This is a genomic window from Actinoplanes sichuanensis (genome assembly GCF_033097365.1).
Classification (GTDB): domain Bacteria; phylum Actinomycetota; class Actinomycetes; order Mycobacteriales; family Micromonosporaceae; genus Actinoplanes; species Actinoplanes sichuanensis.
The window spans coordinates 12,077,879-12,093,747 of record NZ_AP028461.1 but is presented as its reverse complement, the minus strand read 5'-3'; the positions used below and the strand labels follow the sequence as shown (position 1 = coordinate 12,093,747).

18 protein-coding genes are annotated in these 15,869 nt (G+C 68.3%); 1 reads left to right on the top strand and 17 read right to left on the bottom strand.

From position 1 onward, the window contains the following. Window positions 1–94: 94 nt before the first annotated feature. The 15 genes from Q0Z83_RS55400 to Q0Z83_RS55330 all read right to left on the bottom strand — a co-directional run bounded on the left by Q0Z83_RS55400 (window position 95) and on the right by Q0Z83_RS55330 (window position 12,375). A complete protein-coding gene (locus Q0Z83_RS55400; RefSeq protein ID WP_317791604.1) occupies window positions 95–730 on the bottom strand; it encodes a mycothiol-dependent nitroreductase Rv2466c family protein in 636 nt (211 codons plus the stop codon). 27 nt (window positions 731–757) lie between these two features. Then, complete coding sequence (locus tag Q0Z83_RS55395) at window positions 758–1,435, bottom strand: 3'-5' exonuclease (RefSeq protein WP_317791603.1); 678 nt, start codon at window positions 1,433–1,435, stop codon at window positions 758–760. Window positions 1,436–1,526: 91 nt separating this feature from the next. Beyond that, window positions 1,527–2,483 (bottom strand): phosphoribosylaminoimidazolesuccinocarboxamide synthase, encoded by a 957-nt coding sequence (locus Q0Z83_RS55390; RefSeq protein ID WP_317791602.1) that lies wholly within the window; start codon window positions 2,481–2,483, stop codon window positions 1,527–1,529. 23 nt (window positions 2,484–2,506) lie between these two features. Then, window positions 2,507–3,283 (bottom strand): hypothetical protein, encoded by a 777-nt coding sequence (locus Q0Z83_RS55385; protein WP_317791601.1) that lies wholly within the window; start codon window positions 3,281–3,283, stop codon window positions 2,507–2,509. Continuing rightward, window positions 3,280–3,987, bottom strand: coding sequence for a dTMP kinase (locus tag Q0Z83_RS55380; RefSeq protein ID WP_317791600.1), 708 nt, complete (start codon window positions 3,985–3,987; stop codon window positions 3,280–3,282). The genes Q0Z83_RS55385 and Q0Z83_RS55380 overlap by 4 nt, the downstream gene beginning before the upstream one ends. Window positions 3,988–4,099: 112 nt before the next feature. Continuing rightward, window positions 4,100–4,741, bottom strand: a complete 642-nt coding sequence (locus Q0Z83_RS55375) for an HAD family hydrolase (RefSeq protein WP_317791599.1) — start codon at window positions 4,739–4,741, stop codon at window positions 4,100–4,102. Further along, the gene (locus Q0Z83_RS55370) at window positions 4,723–5,817 is read right to left on the bottom strand and encodes a DegT/DnrJ/EryC1/StrS family aminotransferase (RefSeq protein ID WP_317791598.1); all 1,095 of its coding nucleotides are present in this window, start codon (window positions 5,815–5,817) and stop codon (window positions 4,723–4,725) included. The genes Q0Z83_RS55375 and Q0Z83_RS55370 overlap by 19 nt, the downstream gene beginning before the upstream one ends. Beyond that, complete coding sequence (locus Q0Z83_RS55365) at window positions 5,814–6,845, bottom strand: radical SAM protein (protein ID WP_317791597.1); 1,032 nt, start codon at window positions 6,843–6,845, stop codon at window positions 5,814–5,816. Before Q0Z83_RS55365 ends, Q0Z83_RS55370 begins: the two co-directional genes overlap by 4 nt. Window positions 6,846–6,969: 124 nt before the next feature. Continuing rightward, window positions 6,970–7,821 carry a class I SAM-dependent methyltransferase gene (locus Q0Z83_RS55360; protein ID WP_317791596.1) on the bottom strand — a complete coding sequence of 284 codons (852 nt, stop codon included), beginning with the start codon at window positions 7,819–7,821 and terminating at the stop codon, window positions 6,970–6,972. After that, window positions 7,818–8,309 carry a phosphoribosyltransferase gene (locus Q0Z83_RS55355; protein WP_317791595.1) on the bottom strand — a complete coding sequence of 164 codons (492 nt, stop codon included), beginning with the start codon at window positions 8,307–8,309 and terminating at the stop codon, window positions 7,818–7,820. The genes Q0Z83_RS55360 and Q0Z83_RS55355 overlap by 4 nt, the downstream gene beginning before the upstream one ends. Beyond that, window positions 8,299–9,012: a 7-carboxy-7-deazaguanine synthase QueE gene (locus tag Q0Z83_RS55350; RefSeq protein ID WP_317791594.1), complete on the bottom strand. Its 714-nt coding sequence runs from the start codon at window positions 9,010–9,012 to the stop codon at window positions 8,299–8,301. Before Q0Z83_RS55350 ends, Q0Z83_RS55355 begins: the two co-directional genes overlap by 11 nt. Continuing rightward, a complete protein-coding gene (locus Q0Z83_RS55345) occupies window positions 9,009–9,392 on the bottom strand; it encodes a 6-pyruvoyl trahydropterin synthase family protein (protein WP_317791593.1) in 384 nt (127 codons plus the stop codon). The genes Q0Z83_RS55350 and Q0Z83_RS55345 overlap by 4 nt, the downstream gene beginning before the upstream one ends. A 33-nt stretch (window positions 9,393–9,425) precedes the next feature. Next, window positions 9,426–10,034, bottom strand: coding sequence for a GTP cyclohydrolase I (gene folE / locus Q0Z83_RS55340; RefSeq protein ID WP_317791592.1), 609 nt, complete (start codon window positions 10,032–10,034; stop codon window positions 9,426–9,428). A gap of 359 nt (window positions 10,035–10,393) precedes the next feature. After that, a complete protein-coding gene (locus Q0Z83_RS55335) occupies window positions 10,394–11,107 on the bottom strand; it encodes a creatininase family protein (RefSeq protein WP_317791591.1) in 714 nt (237 codons plus the stop codon). Beyond that, window positions 11,098–12,375 carry a hypothetical protein gene (locus tag Q0Z83_RS55330; RefSeq protein WP_317791590.1) on the bottom strand — a complete coding sequence of 426 codons (1,278 nt, stop codon included), beginning with the start codon at window positions 12,373–12,375 and terminating at the stop codon, window positions 11,098–11,100. Before Q0Z83_RS55330 ends, Q0Z83_RS55335 begins: the two co-directional genes overlap by 10 nt. Window positions 12,376–12,744: 369 nt before the next feature. Between Q0Z83_RS55330 and purD the strand changes: the two genes are divergently transcribed. Then, window positions 12,745–13,983 (top strand): phosphoribosylamine--glycine ligase, encoded by a 1,239-nt coding sequence (gene purD / locus Q0Z83_RS55325; protein ID WP_317791589.1) that lies wholly within the window; start codon window positions 12,745–12,747, stop codon window positions 13,981–13,983. On the opposite strand, the gene Q0Z83_RS55320 is transcribed toward purD, so the two are convergent. Then, entirely contained in the window at window positions 13,960–14,967 is a 1,008-nt protein-coding gene (locus Q0Z83_RS55320) for a D-alanine--D-alanine ligase family protein (RefSeq protein ID WP_317791588.1), read from the bottom strand. The genes purD and Q0Z83_RS55320 overlap by 24 nt on opposite strands. Then, window positions 14,942–15,592: a hypothetical protein gene (locus tag Q0Z83_RS55315; RefSeq protein WP_317791587.1), complete on the bottom strand. Its 651-nt coding sequence runs from the start codon at window positions 15,590–15,592 to the stop codon at window positions 14,942–14,944. Before Q0Z83_RS55315 ends, Q0Z83_RS55320 begins: the two co-directional genes overlap by 26 nt. Window positions 15,593–15,869 lie beyond the last annotated feature (277 nt).

Genomic DNA, 15,869 nt, shown 5'->3' with positions numbered 1-15,869 from the left:
AACAGCCCGGCACAGTGTCGCTGAGCAGTCAGGTCGACTCGCGCGCGGCTCAGCGCACACACGTCGGCCGCGTCCTCACCTGCGACCAGTGGGCTCACTCGAAAGACGCTTTACGGGTCCGGGTGCGTTTGAGCTCGAAGAATCCGTCGGTCCCCGCGACCAGAGTCAGGCCGTCCCACAGCCGCCCGGCGGCCTCCCCTCGCGGTGCCGGGGTGATGACGGGCCCGAAGAGAGCCGTGCCCCTGATGCGCAGCACGGGTGTGCCGACGTCGAGCCCGACCTCGTCGAACGCCTGATGATGCGATCGCTTGATCTGCTGATCGAACTGGGTGCTGGCCGCTGCGGCGGCCAGCGACTCGGAAAGACCGACGTCGGCGAGGGCCTCGGGCAGGACCGCGGGATCGTCGCGGCGTCGTTGGTTGTGCAGCCGAACACCGATGGCGGTGTACAAGCCACCGAGCACCTGAGGACCGGCCTGTTCGACGGCGGCCGCGCACACCCGCACCGGCCCCCAGGCCCGCTCCATCAGCGCCCGGTAGTCCTCGCTGAGACCCTTGCCCTCGCGCTGCTCGAGGTTAAGGTAAGCCAGCGACATGATGCGCCAGTCCGCGCGTACGGGCCGGACCTGCTCGACCTCCAGCAGCCACCGCGAGGTGATCCAGGCCCAGGGACACAGCGGGTCGAACCAGAACGGAACCTCTTCATGCTCCAGCGGGGTGTCGTCCGTCACGGTCGCACCGTCCTCTCGGCTCACGCGCTACTCAGCTTCCTGAGGTGCAATCTCGAACAGTTCCTCCTGCACGGGCGCGTTGCCTTGGGCCGCCCGCCCCGCGATCTTCACGAGTCCGGCGAGGCTGTCGACTTCACCGTTGTCGTGCGCCACAGCGATGAGCCGGCGGAACAGCTGCGCGGTGACGGCGACGTCTGCTGGTGCCCGATGGCGGTCTACCGGCTGGGCGATGCCGAAGTACGCAAGGAGCGTGTCCAGCCGGTAGTTGATCAGCCCGGGAACGCAGCGTTTGGCCAGCGGGATCGTGTCCAGCAGGTTGATGCGGGCCAGTGCCGGGCAGTGCTGCCGCTGGTGGTAGATCAGGTTGGCCTCGGTGGCGGCGTGCTGAGCCACCAGCAGATACGACGTGCCGGCCGTGAAGCGGCGGTCCAGCGCACCCAGCGCTTCTGCCGGGGTCGGCGCGGCCTCCAGCTCCGCGGCAGTCAGCCCCGTCTGAGCGGTGAACGCCGGTGTCACCGGGGCGAACGCGGGCGGCCGGATCAGTGAGGTCCCGCGCCCGGTCTCCCGCCATTCACCGTCGTAACGCAGCGCGAGAACGGCGACCTCGACCGGTTGAGCCGGCGACCCGGTGGGTGTCGTGGCCTCGAAATCGATGACCACGAACGTCGTCTTGCGGAAGGCCTCGTCGTCGGTCAGGCCACCCATCCGCTCACCGCCGTCCGTCCTGCCTCGACGCTGGCGGCGTTGAGGCCAGCGATGCAGGTTCTCTGCAATCGGCGGCTGGTCCCCTTGCTTCTCACCGGCCGATGACCTCGGTGACCGCGCGGGTGGCGTCGTCGAGGCTGGGCGCGTTCCACAGCCGTTCACCTGTCCACGCCTCGCTCAGGGACCGATACAGGTCCGACATCACCGGCAGGAAGGCTGCGGGCAGGGGTGCCGGCTCGGGCCACAAGTCCCGGGGAACACCCTCGGCGATCAGCCGGCCCGTGGGTACCTCGAGTCCGTTGTTCACGTACCAGTTCCGCAGAACCTGCTTGCCGCAATGGACGCCGCTGAACAACAGGCGAGCCTCGTCCGGGGTGCCGGGACTGTCAGCCAGCACGATGCGCTCGTCGTTCGTCGAAAGAAACTCGGCCTTGCCGTCAGAGAAGGTCAGGCCGACCCGTTCGGCGTGCCCGGCCAGCACCTCGTTGGCTTTGACCGTGATGTCGCTCATGACGCGAAGCTGCCCCGCGCTCAGACCGGCCAGCTGGACGGCTTCGGAGCGGCCGACGAACCGGTTGACGGGCTCGAACATGGTGGCGAACTCGACCAGCGGTTGCAGCAAGCGCTCACCGACCTTCGGCATATCCGTAAGCCCGACCTCGTCGAGGGTGAGCGTTCCGCTGGCGAGCCGGCGATGCACAGAGCTGCCCTGCGGAAGTTCGTTACGGACCAGGACCTGCACGGGGATCAGAGTGTTGTCGGCGAGTCGGCCGGTCCCCGGTTCGGGTAGCCGCGCCAGGTCGAATTCGATCTGGTTCGGGGGAAGGAAACGCCGGAAGTGGGTGGGCACACCGGCGGCTTGCAGCATCCGAAAGTTGAAGACGGCCATGCGGCAGGTCGCTTCGCCCTTACCGGGTATCGGATCCGGCATCCGGCCGTAGTGGAAGACGGTGTAGTGGTCGGTGTACTCGAAGATCCCCACGCCGGTTCGGTCCGCCGTCGCAGGTTCGACGATCTCGAGGTTCTTCGTGGAGTGCAGGACGGGCATAACGCTCCTCGGTTTCGAGGGACTCAGTCGCCGGTGAGGGGATGCTGCTGAGGCCGGCCGCAGTACATGCATGGGGCCTGCGGGCCCTGCCACGGTTCGCTGACGCAGGTGAGCTCGACGTCCGTGTTCTGGATCAACGAGCCGATGAGGCGTGTGGCGTCGTGTTCTCCGAGGGTGCGCCGATCCACGACGCGGTAGCGTGCGGGATCGGTGGTTGCTACTTGCTCGAAGAGGGCACACACGGAGCGCATGAAGGTCGCCTGCTCGTCGGTGAAGACACACTGATCGCGGCGCTGAGCGCGGGTGATCGCCCGGTGAGGGTCGTCGGTGACGAGGATGGTGCGGTCCGGCAGAGGGCGGTAGGACGCCGCCAACCTCAGCAGCGCGGTCGCCATCGCGAGGGCGGCGGCCGGGTCGTCGGGGTGCAGCAGGACGGCTTGGCAAACGGCGGTGCTGTCGACGCCGCGGCCCTCGATGACGGGACGGCCGCCGGCGAGTTCAGCGATGACGGAGTCGAGATCGTGTCGTTTGATGGCCAGCAGCACCAGTGCCTCGGCCATGGGTGTGCCACCGCGCAGGAAGGGATCGCCGGCGCTGGCTTCGCGCAGAGCCCGCAGCAGCGCTGAGCTCAAGTCCGGTGGGGTGTCCGTGCGCGCGGAAAATTCCTCCAGCAGCGACGGCGTGGTGTCCAACAGGTCGATGGCATGGCGGGTCAGGTAGGTCTTTCCGACTCCGGTGACCCCTTCGACGGAGACCAGCGTGCCGCGGGTGCACCGGGACAGTTCCGTAACAGCGGTCATGCGGAGGGTCTCCTCATGGCAGGGATGTGCCGTCGCCGTTCCAGGAGCCCGGTCACGGTCTGGTGCACCACACCGGCGGTCTCCTGGGGTGACAGGTCGGCGACGTCGAGGACGATGTAGCGCTCGGGGTCGTCGTCGGCCATCACCCGGTACAGCCGGTCGATCTCGGTGATCAGGCGGGCATCCTCAGCAGAAAGAGGCCGCTCGATGCGATGGCCGAAGCGCTGGGTACACACCTCCGGGTCACCGGTGAGCAGGAGCGTCTTATCGGGAAGGCCACACCAGCGCCGGGCATCGGCAAGGATGCGGCGCGCCACCTGTTCCGGCCGGGCCGCCGGGTATCCAGAGCACAAGATGGCGGCCTGGTAGACGGCGACGGAGTCCACACCGCGGTCCTCGATGATCACGTCGACACCCGCCAGGTACTGCCCCGCCAGGCGCTCGGTCTTGCGTACCTGCAGCGCCAGCAAGGCGAGGGTCTCCACCACCGGGTGACCGGTCCGCAGGAACGGGTCACCCGTGCCGCTCAACGCGGCGATCACCCTCGACAACAGCACGTCGTTCACCTGGTCGGTGAGCTCGTCAAGCAGGACCCCGCGAGCGCCGAGCAGAGCCGCCGCCTTCTGGACGGCGCTCGTCTTCCCCACGCCGTTAATACCCTCGACGCTCACCCGGAACGGACCAGCCTGTACTGAGGCGATCATGCAGGCCCCCTGCAGACGGCGGACAGGTTGATGGCCTCAGCGACGAACCAACTCGGGCAAGCCCGCCGCTGGCCGGCGCCCTCGGCTGCAGCACGGGTGCCGGCTTTTCGGCTCACGACGGGTCCGCCACGACGGCTGGAACGTGCGTGGGGACGAGCCGGCCCTGCCGCACGGTGAGCACACGCATGCCGGCCGCGCGGGCGGCGGCGACACCGTCGGCCGCGTCATCGACGGCGAGACAACGACGCGCGTCGACGGCCAGTACGCCGGCAGCGTGCAGAAACAGGTCGGGTGCCGGCTTGCCGCGCACGACGTTCTCGCGGGTGATCGTGGCCGTGAACAGGTGGGCGAGATTCAGGGCCCGGATACCGCCCTCGACCAGGACCCGGGCCGCTCCGGACGCGACGGCGCAGGGCAAGCCCCGGTCGGTGGCCGCATCGAGCAGCTCGATGGTGGCGGCGATGGGCTGGAGCTGGTCGAGGCTGGCCAGGAGCCGGCTCCGGCTGGCCTCGATGATCGTGCTGGTGGGAAGGTCGCCATGGATCGCGGCGATCTCGGTCAGCAGCTCGGCGATCGACAGACCGACGTGCTGCTCGTACCAGGGCCGGTCGAGGCTCACGCTGTACGGCAGTAGCGCCGCGGACAGGGCAGCGAAGTTGGCGTCCTGGCTGTCGACGACGGTGCCGTCCCAGTCGACGATCACCGCGGCCGTGCCTTGGAGAAGGTCGTCGGTTGTCAGTCGCGCGGACACCATGCGCGAACCTCCCTGGTGATGGTGTGGGCGTATCCGGCGATGCGGTGGTCGTCGTCGTGGTCGGTGAGGATCACCGCCAGGGTCCGGTCGATCACCGCGGCGGCGTTGCCGCACGGTGATGCGGCGAAAGAAGCAAGTTCGGGGCGCCGGTCCGCCGGCACCAGGCGGAACGTGCCCACGCTGTTGGGTACGCCGAGGCCGGCCAGGTGTTCACAGAACGCGCGGGGCTGCGGCACGCTGATCTCGGCGAGGAAGCTGTAGCCGTTCCACCGGTGGCCGGGCGCGTCGACGGGTTGCACGCCCGAGGCGCCGGTCAGCAGGTCGCGAAGCAGCGCTGCCTGCTGTTGACGCCGGGCCAGGAGTTCGTCGAACCGGGCCAGGTTGGCGCGGGCGATCAGCGCCAGCGGTTCGGCGAGCCGATAGTTGTGCGCGACCCGGGGCCGGTAGCCGGGCGGCGGCGGTGGGAGGCCGTGGGAACGGTAGGTGCGGGCGGCGGCCGCGTACCGATCATGATCGGTGAGCAGGTAGCCGCCTTCCCCGCACCACAGCACCTTGCCGTCCTTCATGCTGAAGCAGCCGATCGTGCTGCCGGTCCCGGCGGGACGATCACCGGTGTGGCTGCCTTGGGCCTGGCAGGCGTCCTCAACCACCGGCAAACCGTGCTCGTCGGCCCAGCGCCGGAGCCGGGGCAGTTCGCCGGTGCGGCCCCACAGGTGGACGGGAAGCACCGCCTTGACGGCAGGGGTGAGCTTGGCGGTCAGGTCGGTGTAGTCGACGTCGGTGCCGTCCGGTGTGCAGTCGACGAAGACCGGGCGGGCGCCGACGTGGATGACCGGCGCAACCGACATGATCACGGTCAAGGCCGGTACGAGAACCTCGTCGCCGGGCCCGATACCCAGGGCTACCAGCGCGGTGTGCAGGGCCGCGGTGCCGGAGGACACCGCGATGGCGTGGCGGACGCCGAGCCGGTCGGCGAGTTCGGACTCCAGGGCGGTCACCTGCGCGTTGGCCGTCGGGTCCGGCATCGTGGCCAGCAGGCGTTGCAGGTCCTCGGTGAGTTTCGGGGCGTCGGTCATGACCGGACTCCGGCCGAGGGCAGGAAGCGCTGGAAGTCGGTCAGCGGCCACATGTTGACGCAGTCGCGCGAGTACAAGGAGCAGTCGGCGCACGCACCGCCGCGCCCGAACAGCGCCTCCGCAGTCGTGCCGCGGATGTTGCGGTGCCGGTCAGGCGGTGTGGCACGGATTTTGAGGCCGGAGGGGCAGTCCCAGACGCTGCCGTCCGGTTCGACGAAGAACAGGTCGGTGCCGCCGAAGCAGCCGGTGACCGTGCCGGGAGTCTCCGTGCTGATCGTGTCGAGGAACTGCCGGGGATAGGTAGGGGCGGGCAGCCCGATCGGGACTTGCTCGTAGAGTTCGGCGAGGCGTCGTGCGATGGCGGGGGCGTCCTGGTCGGTCAGTGCGAGTTCGGTGTGTAGCGGGTGGTCGAGCTCCAGGGAGATCGGCTGGGGAACGTAGTAGTCACAGCCGAGCTCGGCCGCGAGGGCTCCGACGGAGAGGATGTCGTCGGTGTTCTGGCGTGTGATCACCGCGTACAGGCCGACTCGAGGGGTGGCAGCGGCGCCGCGAGCGGTCAGCAGCGCCCGAACTCCCGACAGCACGCTGGCGTGGCCGTCGACGCGGTTGCGAGCCGGCCGCCAGGTGTCGTTGTAGCCGGCATCGGTGGAGTCCAGCGACACCGAGACCGCGTCCACGCCCAGAGTCAAGATCCGGTCGACCAGGTTCGGCCGGTTGAGCGGAATGCCGTTGGTGCAGAGCACCACCTCGACACCGGCGCCTTTGATCGCCGCCACCACGTCCATGATCGGAGGCCAGATCAGCGGCTCGCCGCCGGCGAGGAACACCCGCTCGACACGGGAGCCGGCCAGCGTGTCCACGAACGCGGCGATGTCGGCCAGAGTGAGGTCCGTGCGGGCCAGGTGTGACAGCACGCCGACCTGGTCCGGGGGTGTCTCACGATGTTCCTCGATGGTGCCGAAGTAGCAGTAAAGACAGCCCAGATTGCACGGGGAGCGCAGCGCCCACAGCAGGGTGACTCCGGTCATGACACTCGGTTCTCCTTCAGGCCGGACGCCGTACAGCGGTACCGGCCATCGAGGTCGTCGTCGCGCGGAAAGTCGACTACCGGCGCCGGGAGCCTGTCGATGCTCGCCGGCGCCGAAGCGGGCCTTATGCCGGACGCCGGCACACGTACATCACTTCCATCGCCGCGTCCGGAATGGCGGCGGCGGCCACCGTGTCCAGCAGCGCCGGCGACACGGTCTCGCGCAGCCGCTGATACCACTGCCGGGCACCGTCGCCAAATCTCTCGGCCAGTGCCGCGGCGACCTGGTCCGCGGGCGGCGACAGCTGCCCGACCTTCTCCTCGACCACCAGGCCGCACTCGGCCAGGACGGGCTCCAGCTCGGCACTGTTCCACTCGTAGACGTGCACCCGGTACTGCAGCGGCCGCGGCGGCAGGCCCGGCGTCTCGGGCGTCGACAGGTACAACACCCCGCCGGGCCGCAGGGCGGCCGCGGCGTGCCGCAGGCTGGCGACGGCCAGCTCGCGCGGCAGATGCTCCAGCGCGGAGGTGTAGACGGCGACGTCGAACCCGTCACCGACCGCCTCGGCCGGCCACGGCGCGGCCACGTCACACTCGACCAGCTCGATCGGGAACAGCCGGGCACCGTAGTGATCATCCAGACGGGCGATCCGGTCCGTGGCCTCCGCCAGGTTCGCCGCAGCCACGTCCAGGCCGACGTACTGCTGCAAGCCCGGGGCGTACCGGTACAGCGTCGGCAGCTGCAGCCCTCGCCCGCAGCAGATGTCCACCAGCCTCGCGCCCTGCTGAACGCGTTCGGCGACATACAGCCGTTGAGCGAGATTCATGATCCCGGAGGCCTTGACCTCGCCGGCGGGGATCGCCGTGTAGAGGTCGTCCATCTGGTTCACCGAGTACGGGCCGATCATCGGGGTACCCGGACGCGTCAGGGTGCGCGCATGCAGGTTGTCGGTTTCCCTGCTGGTGGCGATGGTCATCGGTTCTCCCACGGGAAGATCACCCATCCTTCGACGGTGGCGCCGATGTAGGTCAGCGCTTGTTCGGGGGGTTGCGGACGCCGCCAGTTGGCGGCGTTGACGATGCAGACCGCAGTGCGGACGCGGGTGGCGCCTGCTGCGGCAACCAGCTGCGCGGTGTAGGCCATCGTGTCGCCGGTGCCGGCGATGTCATCGACGATGAGTACGTCCAGGCCGGATAGGTCGCCGAGGCTTGCCACGTTCGACACCTGCGGGGCAGGCGTCTTGGCCGCGTTCATGTCGTCGCTGACGGTGTGGACGACCTCCACGGCACGGACGGTCCGCACCGCCAGAGCATGGGCGAACACCGTCGCGGGAATCATGCCGCCGCGCAGGATGCCGATCACCACGTCGGGAACACCGTCACTGCTGACGTTGACCGCGGTGTCGTGGATTCTGGCGACGAGTTCCTGCCAGGGCAGCAGGATCGGTGGGCCCTTAGCGGCCACGCTCGTCACCCCACAGCAGCACGTGCAGCCGAGGACTGAGGTTCCAGCCGTTGGCCAGCGCCGGCGCGGCGAGGTTGCGCATCCCGGTGAGAACCGCGCTTTCAGTGGTGCCCTCGGGCATGACCCAGATCCGGCCGAGGGGCAGCTCGGCTTGTAGCTCCACCAGCTCCTGGATGTCGGCCGGCCCGGTGATGACGAACTTGAACACGGCTTTGCCGCAGTCACGAAGCGCCCGCAGCGCCTTCGGCCGCAGGCGCCGGTGCACCGGCACTCCCGACCCGCTCAGCTTCGGTGACACGTTGAATGTGTCGACGGCAGCGATCAAACGTTCGTCGGGCGCGATGGTGCCGTTGGTTTCCACCTCCACTCGGCGTCCCGCGCCGGCCAGCTGAGCCGCCAAGGCGCCGAGGCGCTGCTGTTGCACCAGCGGCTCTCCCCCGGTGATAACCACCAAGTCGGTGTCCTGGCTGACCACCCAGCTCGCCACCTCAGCGACGGCCATCTCGGTGGTCTGCTCCTCGCGGTTGAAGCGATCCCAGTCCCAGGTGTACGGGGTGTCGCACCACCCGCAGTCGAGATTGCACCCGGACAGCCGCACGAAAAGTGCCCGCTGCCCGGCCGAAGGCCCCTCACCTTGCACGGTGGGCCCGAACAGCTCGGCGACCCGCAGCGTCGACCTCGAAGTAGGCAGGAGGTCCGTCATGCTGCTCTCTCCGGCCGGAATTCGGCCCACGAGGACGCAGTCTCGCTGACACGGAGGGCGAACAGGTTGCCGGGAATGGCGGGCTCGAGTTCGGTGATGAACCACTGCGCCAAGACCTCGGCGAGGTTCTCGCTGGTCGGTGCCACCGTCATGACCTCGTTGAGATGGCGGTGATCAAACGCTTCGGCCAGATGCGCCTTGAACGGCGCCAGGTCACCGAAGTCGGTCACGAAACCCGGCTCGACAAGGTCGTCGGCGACGAGCGTGACCTCGACGGTGTAGCTGTGCCCGTGCAGGCGACCGCACTTGTGGCCCTCGGGAAGCCCTGGCAGCTGGTGGCTAGCCTCGAAGGTGAAGCTCTTGCCGATCCTGTGTCCCACGGAGGTGCTCCTCGTCCTGAAAGAGGTGATGGGCTACGACGACAGCCGGCGCTGCCATTCCTCCCGGCGGGCCGGGTCGTCAGCCAGAACTCCTCTGTTGGTCGTGGTGTCGGTGACTGCACCGATGGCCCGGGCGCCGCGCAGGCTCATGCACAGGTGCTCGGCGCGAAGGCGGACACCGACCCCCTTCGGGTCCAGCTGTTCCACGAGCCAGTCCGCGATCTGCTGTGTCATGGCTTCCTGGGTCTGCAGCCGTCGGGCATACAGCTGAACGACCCACGCCAGCTTCGACAACCCGACGATGCGGTCCTTCGGGGCGTAGGCGATCGTGGCCTCGCCGATGAACGGCAGCACATGGTGTTCGCAGAGGCTGAAGAACGGGATCCGATCCACGACCACGAGCTCGTCGTAGCCGCCCGCGTTATCGAAGGTGGTCGGCTCGAACGACGGGGCCTTCAGCATCTCGGTCAGCGCGCGAGCCATCCGGGCGGGAGTGTCTCGGCGATGGTCGCTGTCCATGTCCAGGCCGAGAGCGGAGAGCAGTTGAGCCGCAGCGGCCGTCGCGCCCTCCAGATCCACCGGGCGAGAAGCGACGCGGCCGTTGTCCGTAACCGCGTCGAGGGATAGCGCTGGTGACGTCACGGCTGTACGACCTCCTATGGATGGGCGTGCCTGTTACACCCTGACGACGGATCGCTTCTGGCCGCGTCGTGCACCTCAGCGCACCTACGCCGGCTCTTCCGGCGGCATCGATCGCCATTGTGTTCCTCCACCATCCGGCAACCGGACGAGGGCGGGAACGCCATCCAAGGGGGAATTTGGTGGGAATCTATGGGGAATCTACGCGGCGAAGTTCATCGTGAACTGCAGAAACACGACAGCGGTCGGACCGCATAGTGATCATCGGCATCGATCTGTTCGGCATCCTCCGGCGCCCGGCCGGCGGCGGCCCTAACGGCAGTTCGGCGTGTCGACGCAGGGGACCTCGACCGAGCCGGCCGTCACGATACGGTCAGCTGGCGCAGGTGCTCACCGAAAGAGGTCACGAGGCTGCCCAGAATCGCCTTGCCTTTTTCCGCTGTCCCGGCTGAGGGGCGGCCGATCACACCGCTGCTCGTGTAGGCAGCCATGCCTTCGATCAACAAGTGAGGCCGCGCGTTTGACCGATGATCGGCAGATTCGAAGCCGTCACGCAGGGCTCCGGGCGCGACTGCTTGCAAGATGGACACCTCGAGTTCGCCGGCGTGCATGTCTTCATGGTCGTCCGTCTCGAGTTCGGCATCCTGACGTGCCTTCCGCCAGTCGTCTCGGCTCGGAAACAGAGTCATGGACTTGGGTGTCACCGCGTTCGCGGCCTGGACCACGTTGCTGAGGAAATAGTTGCCGCCGTGGCCGCTGATGATCGCCAGTTTGCCGATGCCCTGAGCGGTGAGGCTGACCACCACGTCCTCGATGACCGCGCTGACGGTGCGGTGGCTCAAGCTGATGGTCCCTGGCCATGCAGCGTGCTCGTGCGAGCACGACATGGTGATAGGGGGTAGCACGAACACGTTGTACACCGCTGCCAGGCCATCGGCTATGGCTGAGGCGACGATCGTGTCGGTGGCAAGGGGAAGGTGCCGGCCGTGCTGCTCGAAACTGCCGACGGGCAGAAGGGCGATCTCTGGCCGGCGGTCCCGGATGTCCGCCGTGGTGGCGAGGGTGATCAAGTCCATGATTCCGATACTGACAGTTGGGCGGCAACGGCCGCGCTGTGCTGTTGGAGGAACCTGTCGACGAGGTCAAGTCCACGATGTGCTCTCAACGTCACAGCGACGGTGAGCAGAGCTTGCGTGACCCGGGCGGAATCCGCCGCTCGTGACAGTGCCAGCGCCTTCAGCCCTGCCTCAGCGCTCTTCTCGGGGTGGCGTGGTGCCTGCGTTTCCGCGAAGTAGGCGTACCAGATCCCGCGGTCAATGGATCCTGCCGGCTGCTCGTCCGCCAGGACATCCGTCAGGAGTGCCGTTGCTTCGTGATGGTTTCCCAGCAGGTAGTGACACCGGGCCCGGATCCCGTCGATGTACCGCGTGTCGCAGTGTCGGGAGATGTGGTCCTCAGGCGAGGTTGAAGCGGCTTTCACGTTGTGGTGGGCGATCTCCAGAGCCTCCAGACCTGACTCGTTGCCAGCCAGTGCCAGTCCTTCGGCCAACCTCGTCAGGCACAGCGCTTGAGTGCGAGTCGGTAGGGGGCCGTATCGCAGCGCTTTGCGAGATAAGGCCACCGCGGAGGTGGGGTCGGCGGCGTCGAGCGCTTGCTGGCTCTGCCTCATGAGCACGTACGCCGTCACCACGGCGTTGCCGGCGGCTTCCGCGCGGTGGCGGGCTCGGCGCAGCCAGTCATCGCCGGGAACGCCGTTGTTTGCGCAGATCCAGCTCATGAACTCCGACCATCGGGCATCCGCGACGGCGAGGGGTTCTGCCAACGCGGAATCCTGACGGCGAAGTGCTTCCAGGCTCTGCATCTGCTTGGCTGCCAACGGCCGGACCGCGTTCCACCCCAGGTTTTCAGCGATGGATGCGAGGTTGTCCAGCAAGACCAGCCATGGCCCGCTCACAGGCCCGCCAGCAGCGAAGGCTGCAAGCGGATCAGTCCCTTCCGGTACGCCAATTTCATCGAATCGTGCAGCCAAGAGGGAATCTGCCGACCGAGCAAGATGCTCAATGCGCTGCGCGGCAACCGCCGATCCGGTGAAGGTCGCACGTGAATTGACAAAACCTAGATCCGCGTCGGTTGCAGCGCCGAGAACCTTCTTGAGCGCTGCGCGCCGTTCGGACCCTGGCCAGGTAACCACGCCTCTTTCGATCTTGCCGATATCGTTGTCGTTCAAGGAGTGGCGAGGCGTCAGATACTGGTTTGCCGCGTCTGCGACTTCCTGCCGGGTGAGCCGGAGCCGTGCGCGTGCCACGCGGAACCGTTCATTCCGTTGAGGGTCGGTTCGCGCCACGCCGCTCCTTCCCGATCCGGATGGCGTCGGTCACAGTCGGGAAATGGTCCCAAAGACCACGCGAACCGCACAACCCGCTGAGCAAGACGGCCGAAGGCGAAGAACAATGCACCTGCCGTCGCCTCGCCGGGTGGGTGAGGCGACGGCAGGGCGTCAGAGGACGGTCGGCCGGTCGTTGCGGTCGACCTCCTTGTCTGGAGGGGATCGTGGTGGCTGATGGCGCTCGTTTCTGCTGCCGTTCACCCTCGCCCGATCCGCAGCGCTTTTTCCTGATGCACTGACGCGATCCCGACCTGAGAACCTCAGCAGGTCCCGACACGAGCGAGTGACGCCATTCCGGTATGTGATGGCTTGCCCTACCATGTCGCCATGCGTGTTCTCGTTGTCGGTTCCGGTGGGCGTGAGCACGCCCTCGCCACAGCCCTCGCCGCCGACCCGTCGGTCACCGCAGTGGCCTCGGCCCCGGGCAACCCTGGGATGGGCCGACTCGGTGAGCTGTTCACGGTGAGCCCTACCGACGCCGACGCGGTGGCCGACGCAGCGACTGTGTTCCGCGCCGATCTGGTCGTCGTCGGCCCTGAGGCTGCGCTGGTCGCCGGTGTGACTGACGCCGTCCAGGCCGCGGGCATCGCCTGTTTCGGCCCGACGCGCGCCGCCGCAGAGTTGGAAGGCTCCAAGACGTTCTCCAAGGACGTGATGGTGGCCGCCGATGTCCCCACTGCTCGGTCCCACTCCTGCACCACCCCGGAGCAGGTAGCTGCGGCGCTCGACGAGTTCGGCCCCCCGTACGTGGTGAAAAACGATTCGCTGGCCGCCGGTAAGGGTGTGGTGGTCACCGATGACCAGTCGGTGGCGCTCGAGCACGCCGCCGGCTGTGGCCGGGTGGTCGTCGAAGAGTTCCTGGACGGTCCGGAGATCTCGTTGTTCGTGGTCACCGACGGCACCACTGCGGTCCCTATGCGGCTCGCGCAGGACTACAAGCGTGTCGGCACCGGCGACACCGGCCCGAACACCGGCGGGATGGGCGCGTACGCACCGATCACCTGGGTCGGCGACGATCTGGTGTCCGACGTCCTGCAGTCCGTCGTGCATCCGGTGCTGAAAGAGATGGCCGGGCGTGGAGCCCCATTCGCCGGGCTGCTGTACGTCGGGCTGTGCCTGACCAAGCAGGGGCCGCGGGTCATCGAGTTCAACGTCCGGTTCGGCGACCCGGAGGCACAGGTCCTGCTGCCACTGCTGCGGACCAGCCCGGCCGAGCTGTTCTACCGCGCTGCCAACGGCACCCTGGACCAGCTGGAGCCGCTGCGCTGGCACGACCAGGCGGCAGTCACGGTGGTGATCGCGTCGAAGGGCTATCCGGAACAGCCGAGTTCCGGTGACGCCATCACCGGCGCAGAGGGGCCTGGCTACCTGCATGCCGGTACCCGCCTCACCGAGGGCGAGCAGCTGGTAACCACCGGCGGCCGGGCAATCTGCTGTACCGCGCTCGGCGACACCCTTGACGAGGCCCGAGCTGCCGCGTACGAGCTGGCCGGCCGGGTAACCCTCGATGGCGCGGTCATGCGTACGGACATCGGCCTGCCGTCACCGTTGACCGGGCAGCGGTAGGCCGCTGGCCGTCTGGCAGATCACGAGATCGTCGTAGTCGAGCCCGGTGGCGTCGAACGCTGCGGCGATGTCGTGGCCGGGCCCGAGGCCGATGTTCGTGTTGATCTCCAAGGCGGTGACGCCGTCCGGGCCGACGATGAAATCGGTGCGCGACAGCCCGCGGGCGCCGACGGCCCGGTGCACCCGTGCCGCATAGGTGCGGACCTCGGCGTCGACGGACGGTTCTAGCCTGGCCGGAGCCCGTTTCGGGTTTCGCTTCCAGTCGGCGTCCATGACCAGGTCGCCGTCGAGGAGGTATTCCAGCGGGGCGACGGTGCGGACCTGCCCGAGCAGGGTTACCGCGCCGACGGTGATGATCCGGCCCCGCCGGTACGGCTCCACCACCAGCCGGCCGCCGCTGTCGTGCACGATGCGGGCGGCGTCCTCGACGGAGCCGACCCAGTGCAGGCCTTCGCTGGCGTTGCCGTCGTCGGGCTTGACGACGAAAGCGGTGGCACCGGTCCGGGCAGCCAGCTGCGCTACCTGCGCACCGACAGGCACCCCGCCGTCGAGGAGCAGGTAGTCCAGGGTGGGCACCTGCTCGCGCCGCATCAGCTCTTTGACCAGGCTTTTTCGTTGCGACAGGATGTCCACGGACGGTGGGTGGCCGGCCCGGCGGGCACTGAGCGTGTCCAGGACAGCCGGGACCAGACCGCTGCGGTTGAGGGGGCCGTGGGTGAACTTGACGACCACCGCCGCGGCGCCGAGCGCCTGGATCGCGGCCGGACGGTACAGCTCGTGCACGTCAGCGAACCTGATTGCGGTCACGGTCACGCCGCAGCCCGGCAGCGTCTGGGCGAATCCGGCCAGCTCGGCCGCCTCGATCGGTGACGGCTGTTCTCGGGCGAGCAGGCATACGGTGCTGCCGGCCAGCAGTTGCCGGGCGGTCGCGATGGCTTGCGCGGTGATCGGTGCCGGGTCAGATGCTTCGGGCTGGGATGTCACGGGTTACCTCCCTGGCTGGGATGCCGAATGACACCAGCGCGCCGTCGTGGTTGACGCGGGTCGTGACTCGGATGTCTGCGGCCGGGCTCCGCAGCCGTAGTCCGTGCTGCGGTACGGCGGGGCCGGGCCAGGGTGACTGCGGGATCTGGGTGGCGGTGAGGAATGTGGTGGCGGCGGTCAGGGGCAGGCCGGGGTGCCAGCGGCCGAGGTAGACGGTGCGGGCGGCCAGGACGTCCGGGCCGTCGGCGGCGACGACAGCCAGCTTCGGTAGGTCTCCGGCGAGGGGCAGCTCAAGGTGCTGTTGCACCTGGGCGACGGCGTCCGCGAACGGGCGCAGCAGGCCCGGGTCGGCGGGTCCGTCGAGGCGCAGCAGCTCACCAGCGGTCAAGCCCGCCTCACCGGCGTCGAGCAGCACGTACGGGTTGTTGACGTGCAAGGCCAGGATGCCGCGGCCGCCCGGTGTTGGCAGCTGTGCCGCGGCGGGCTGGACCGGCCGCGCCGGCTGCACCGCGACGTCGACGGTGCGTTCGTCGGCGGGTGTCGCGGTCAGGGTGAGGCCGGTGTCGACGTTCTCCAGCGTCATGGTGGTGGCCGGCCGGGCGACGGCGGGGTAGGCCGCGATCATTGAATTGACGCAGTCGCGGCCGGTTCGCGCGGCTCCGAACATCGCCTCGGCGGGTCCGATGATCTGCAAGAACCGGCAGATGAACCGGCCGGCGCCGGTGGGGGCGACGACCAACGCCTTGCTGAACGTGATCTGCTGTCGCAGGCTCGGATACCAGCGGCGCAGCAGCAGTTCGCAGTCTGCTGCCGCCGGTAGGTTAGGGACGGTGAACACGGCGGTGGGACCGGGAGCTCCGACGGTGGTGTTGACGCTGACGGTCGCGCCGATGGCGCGGCGG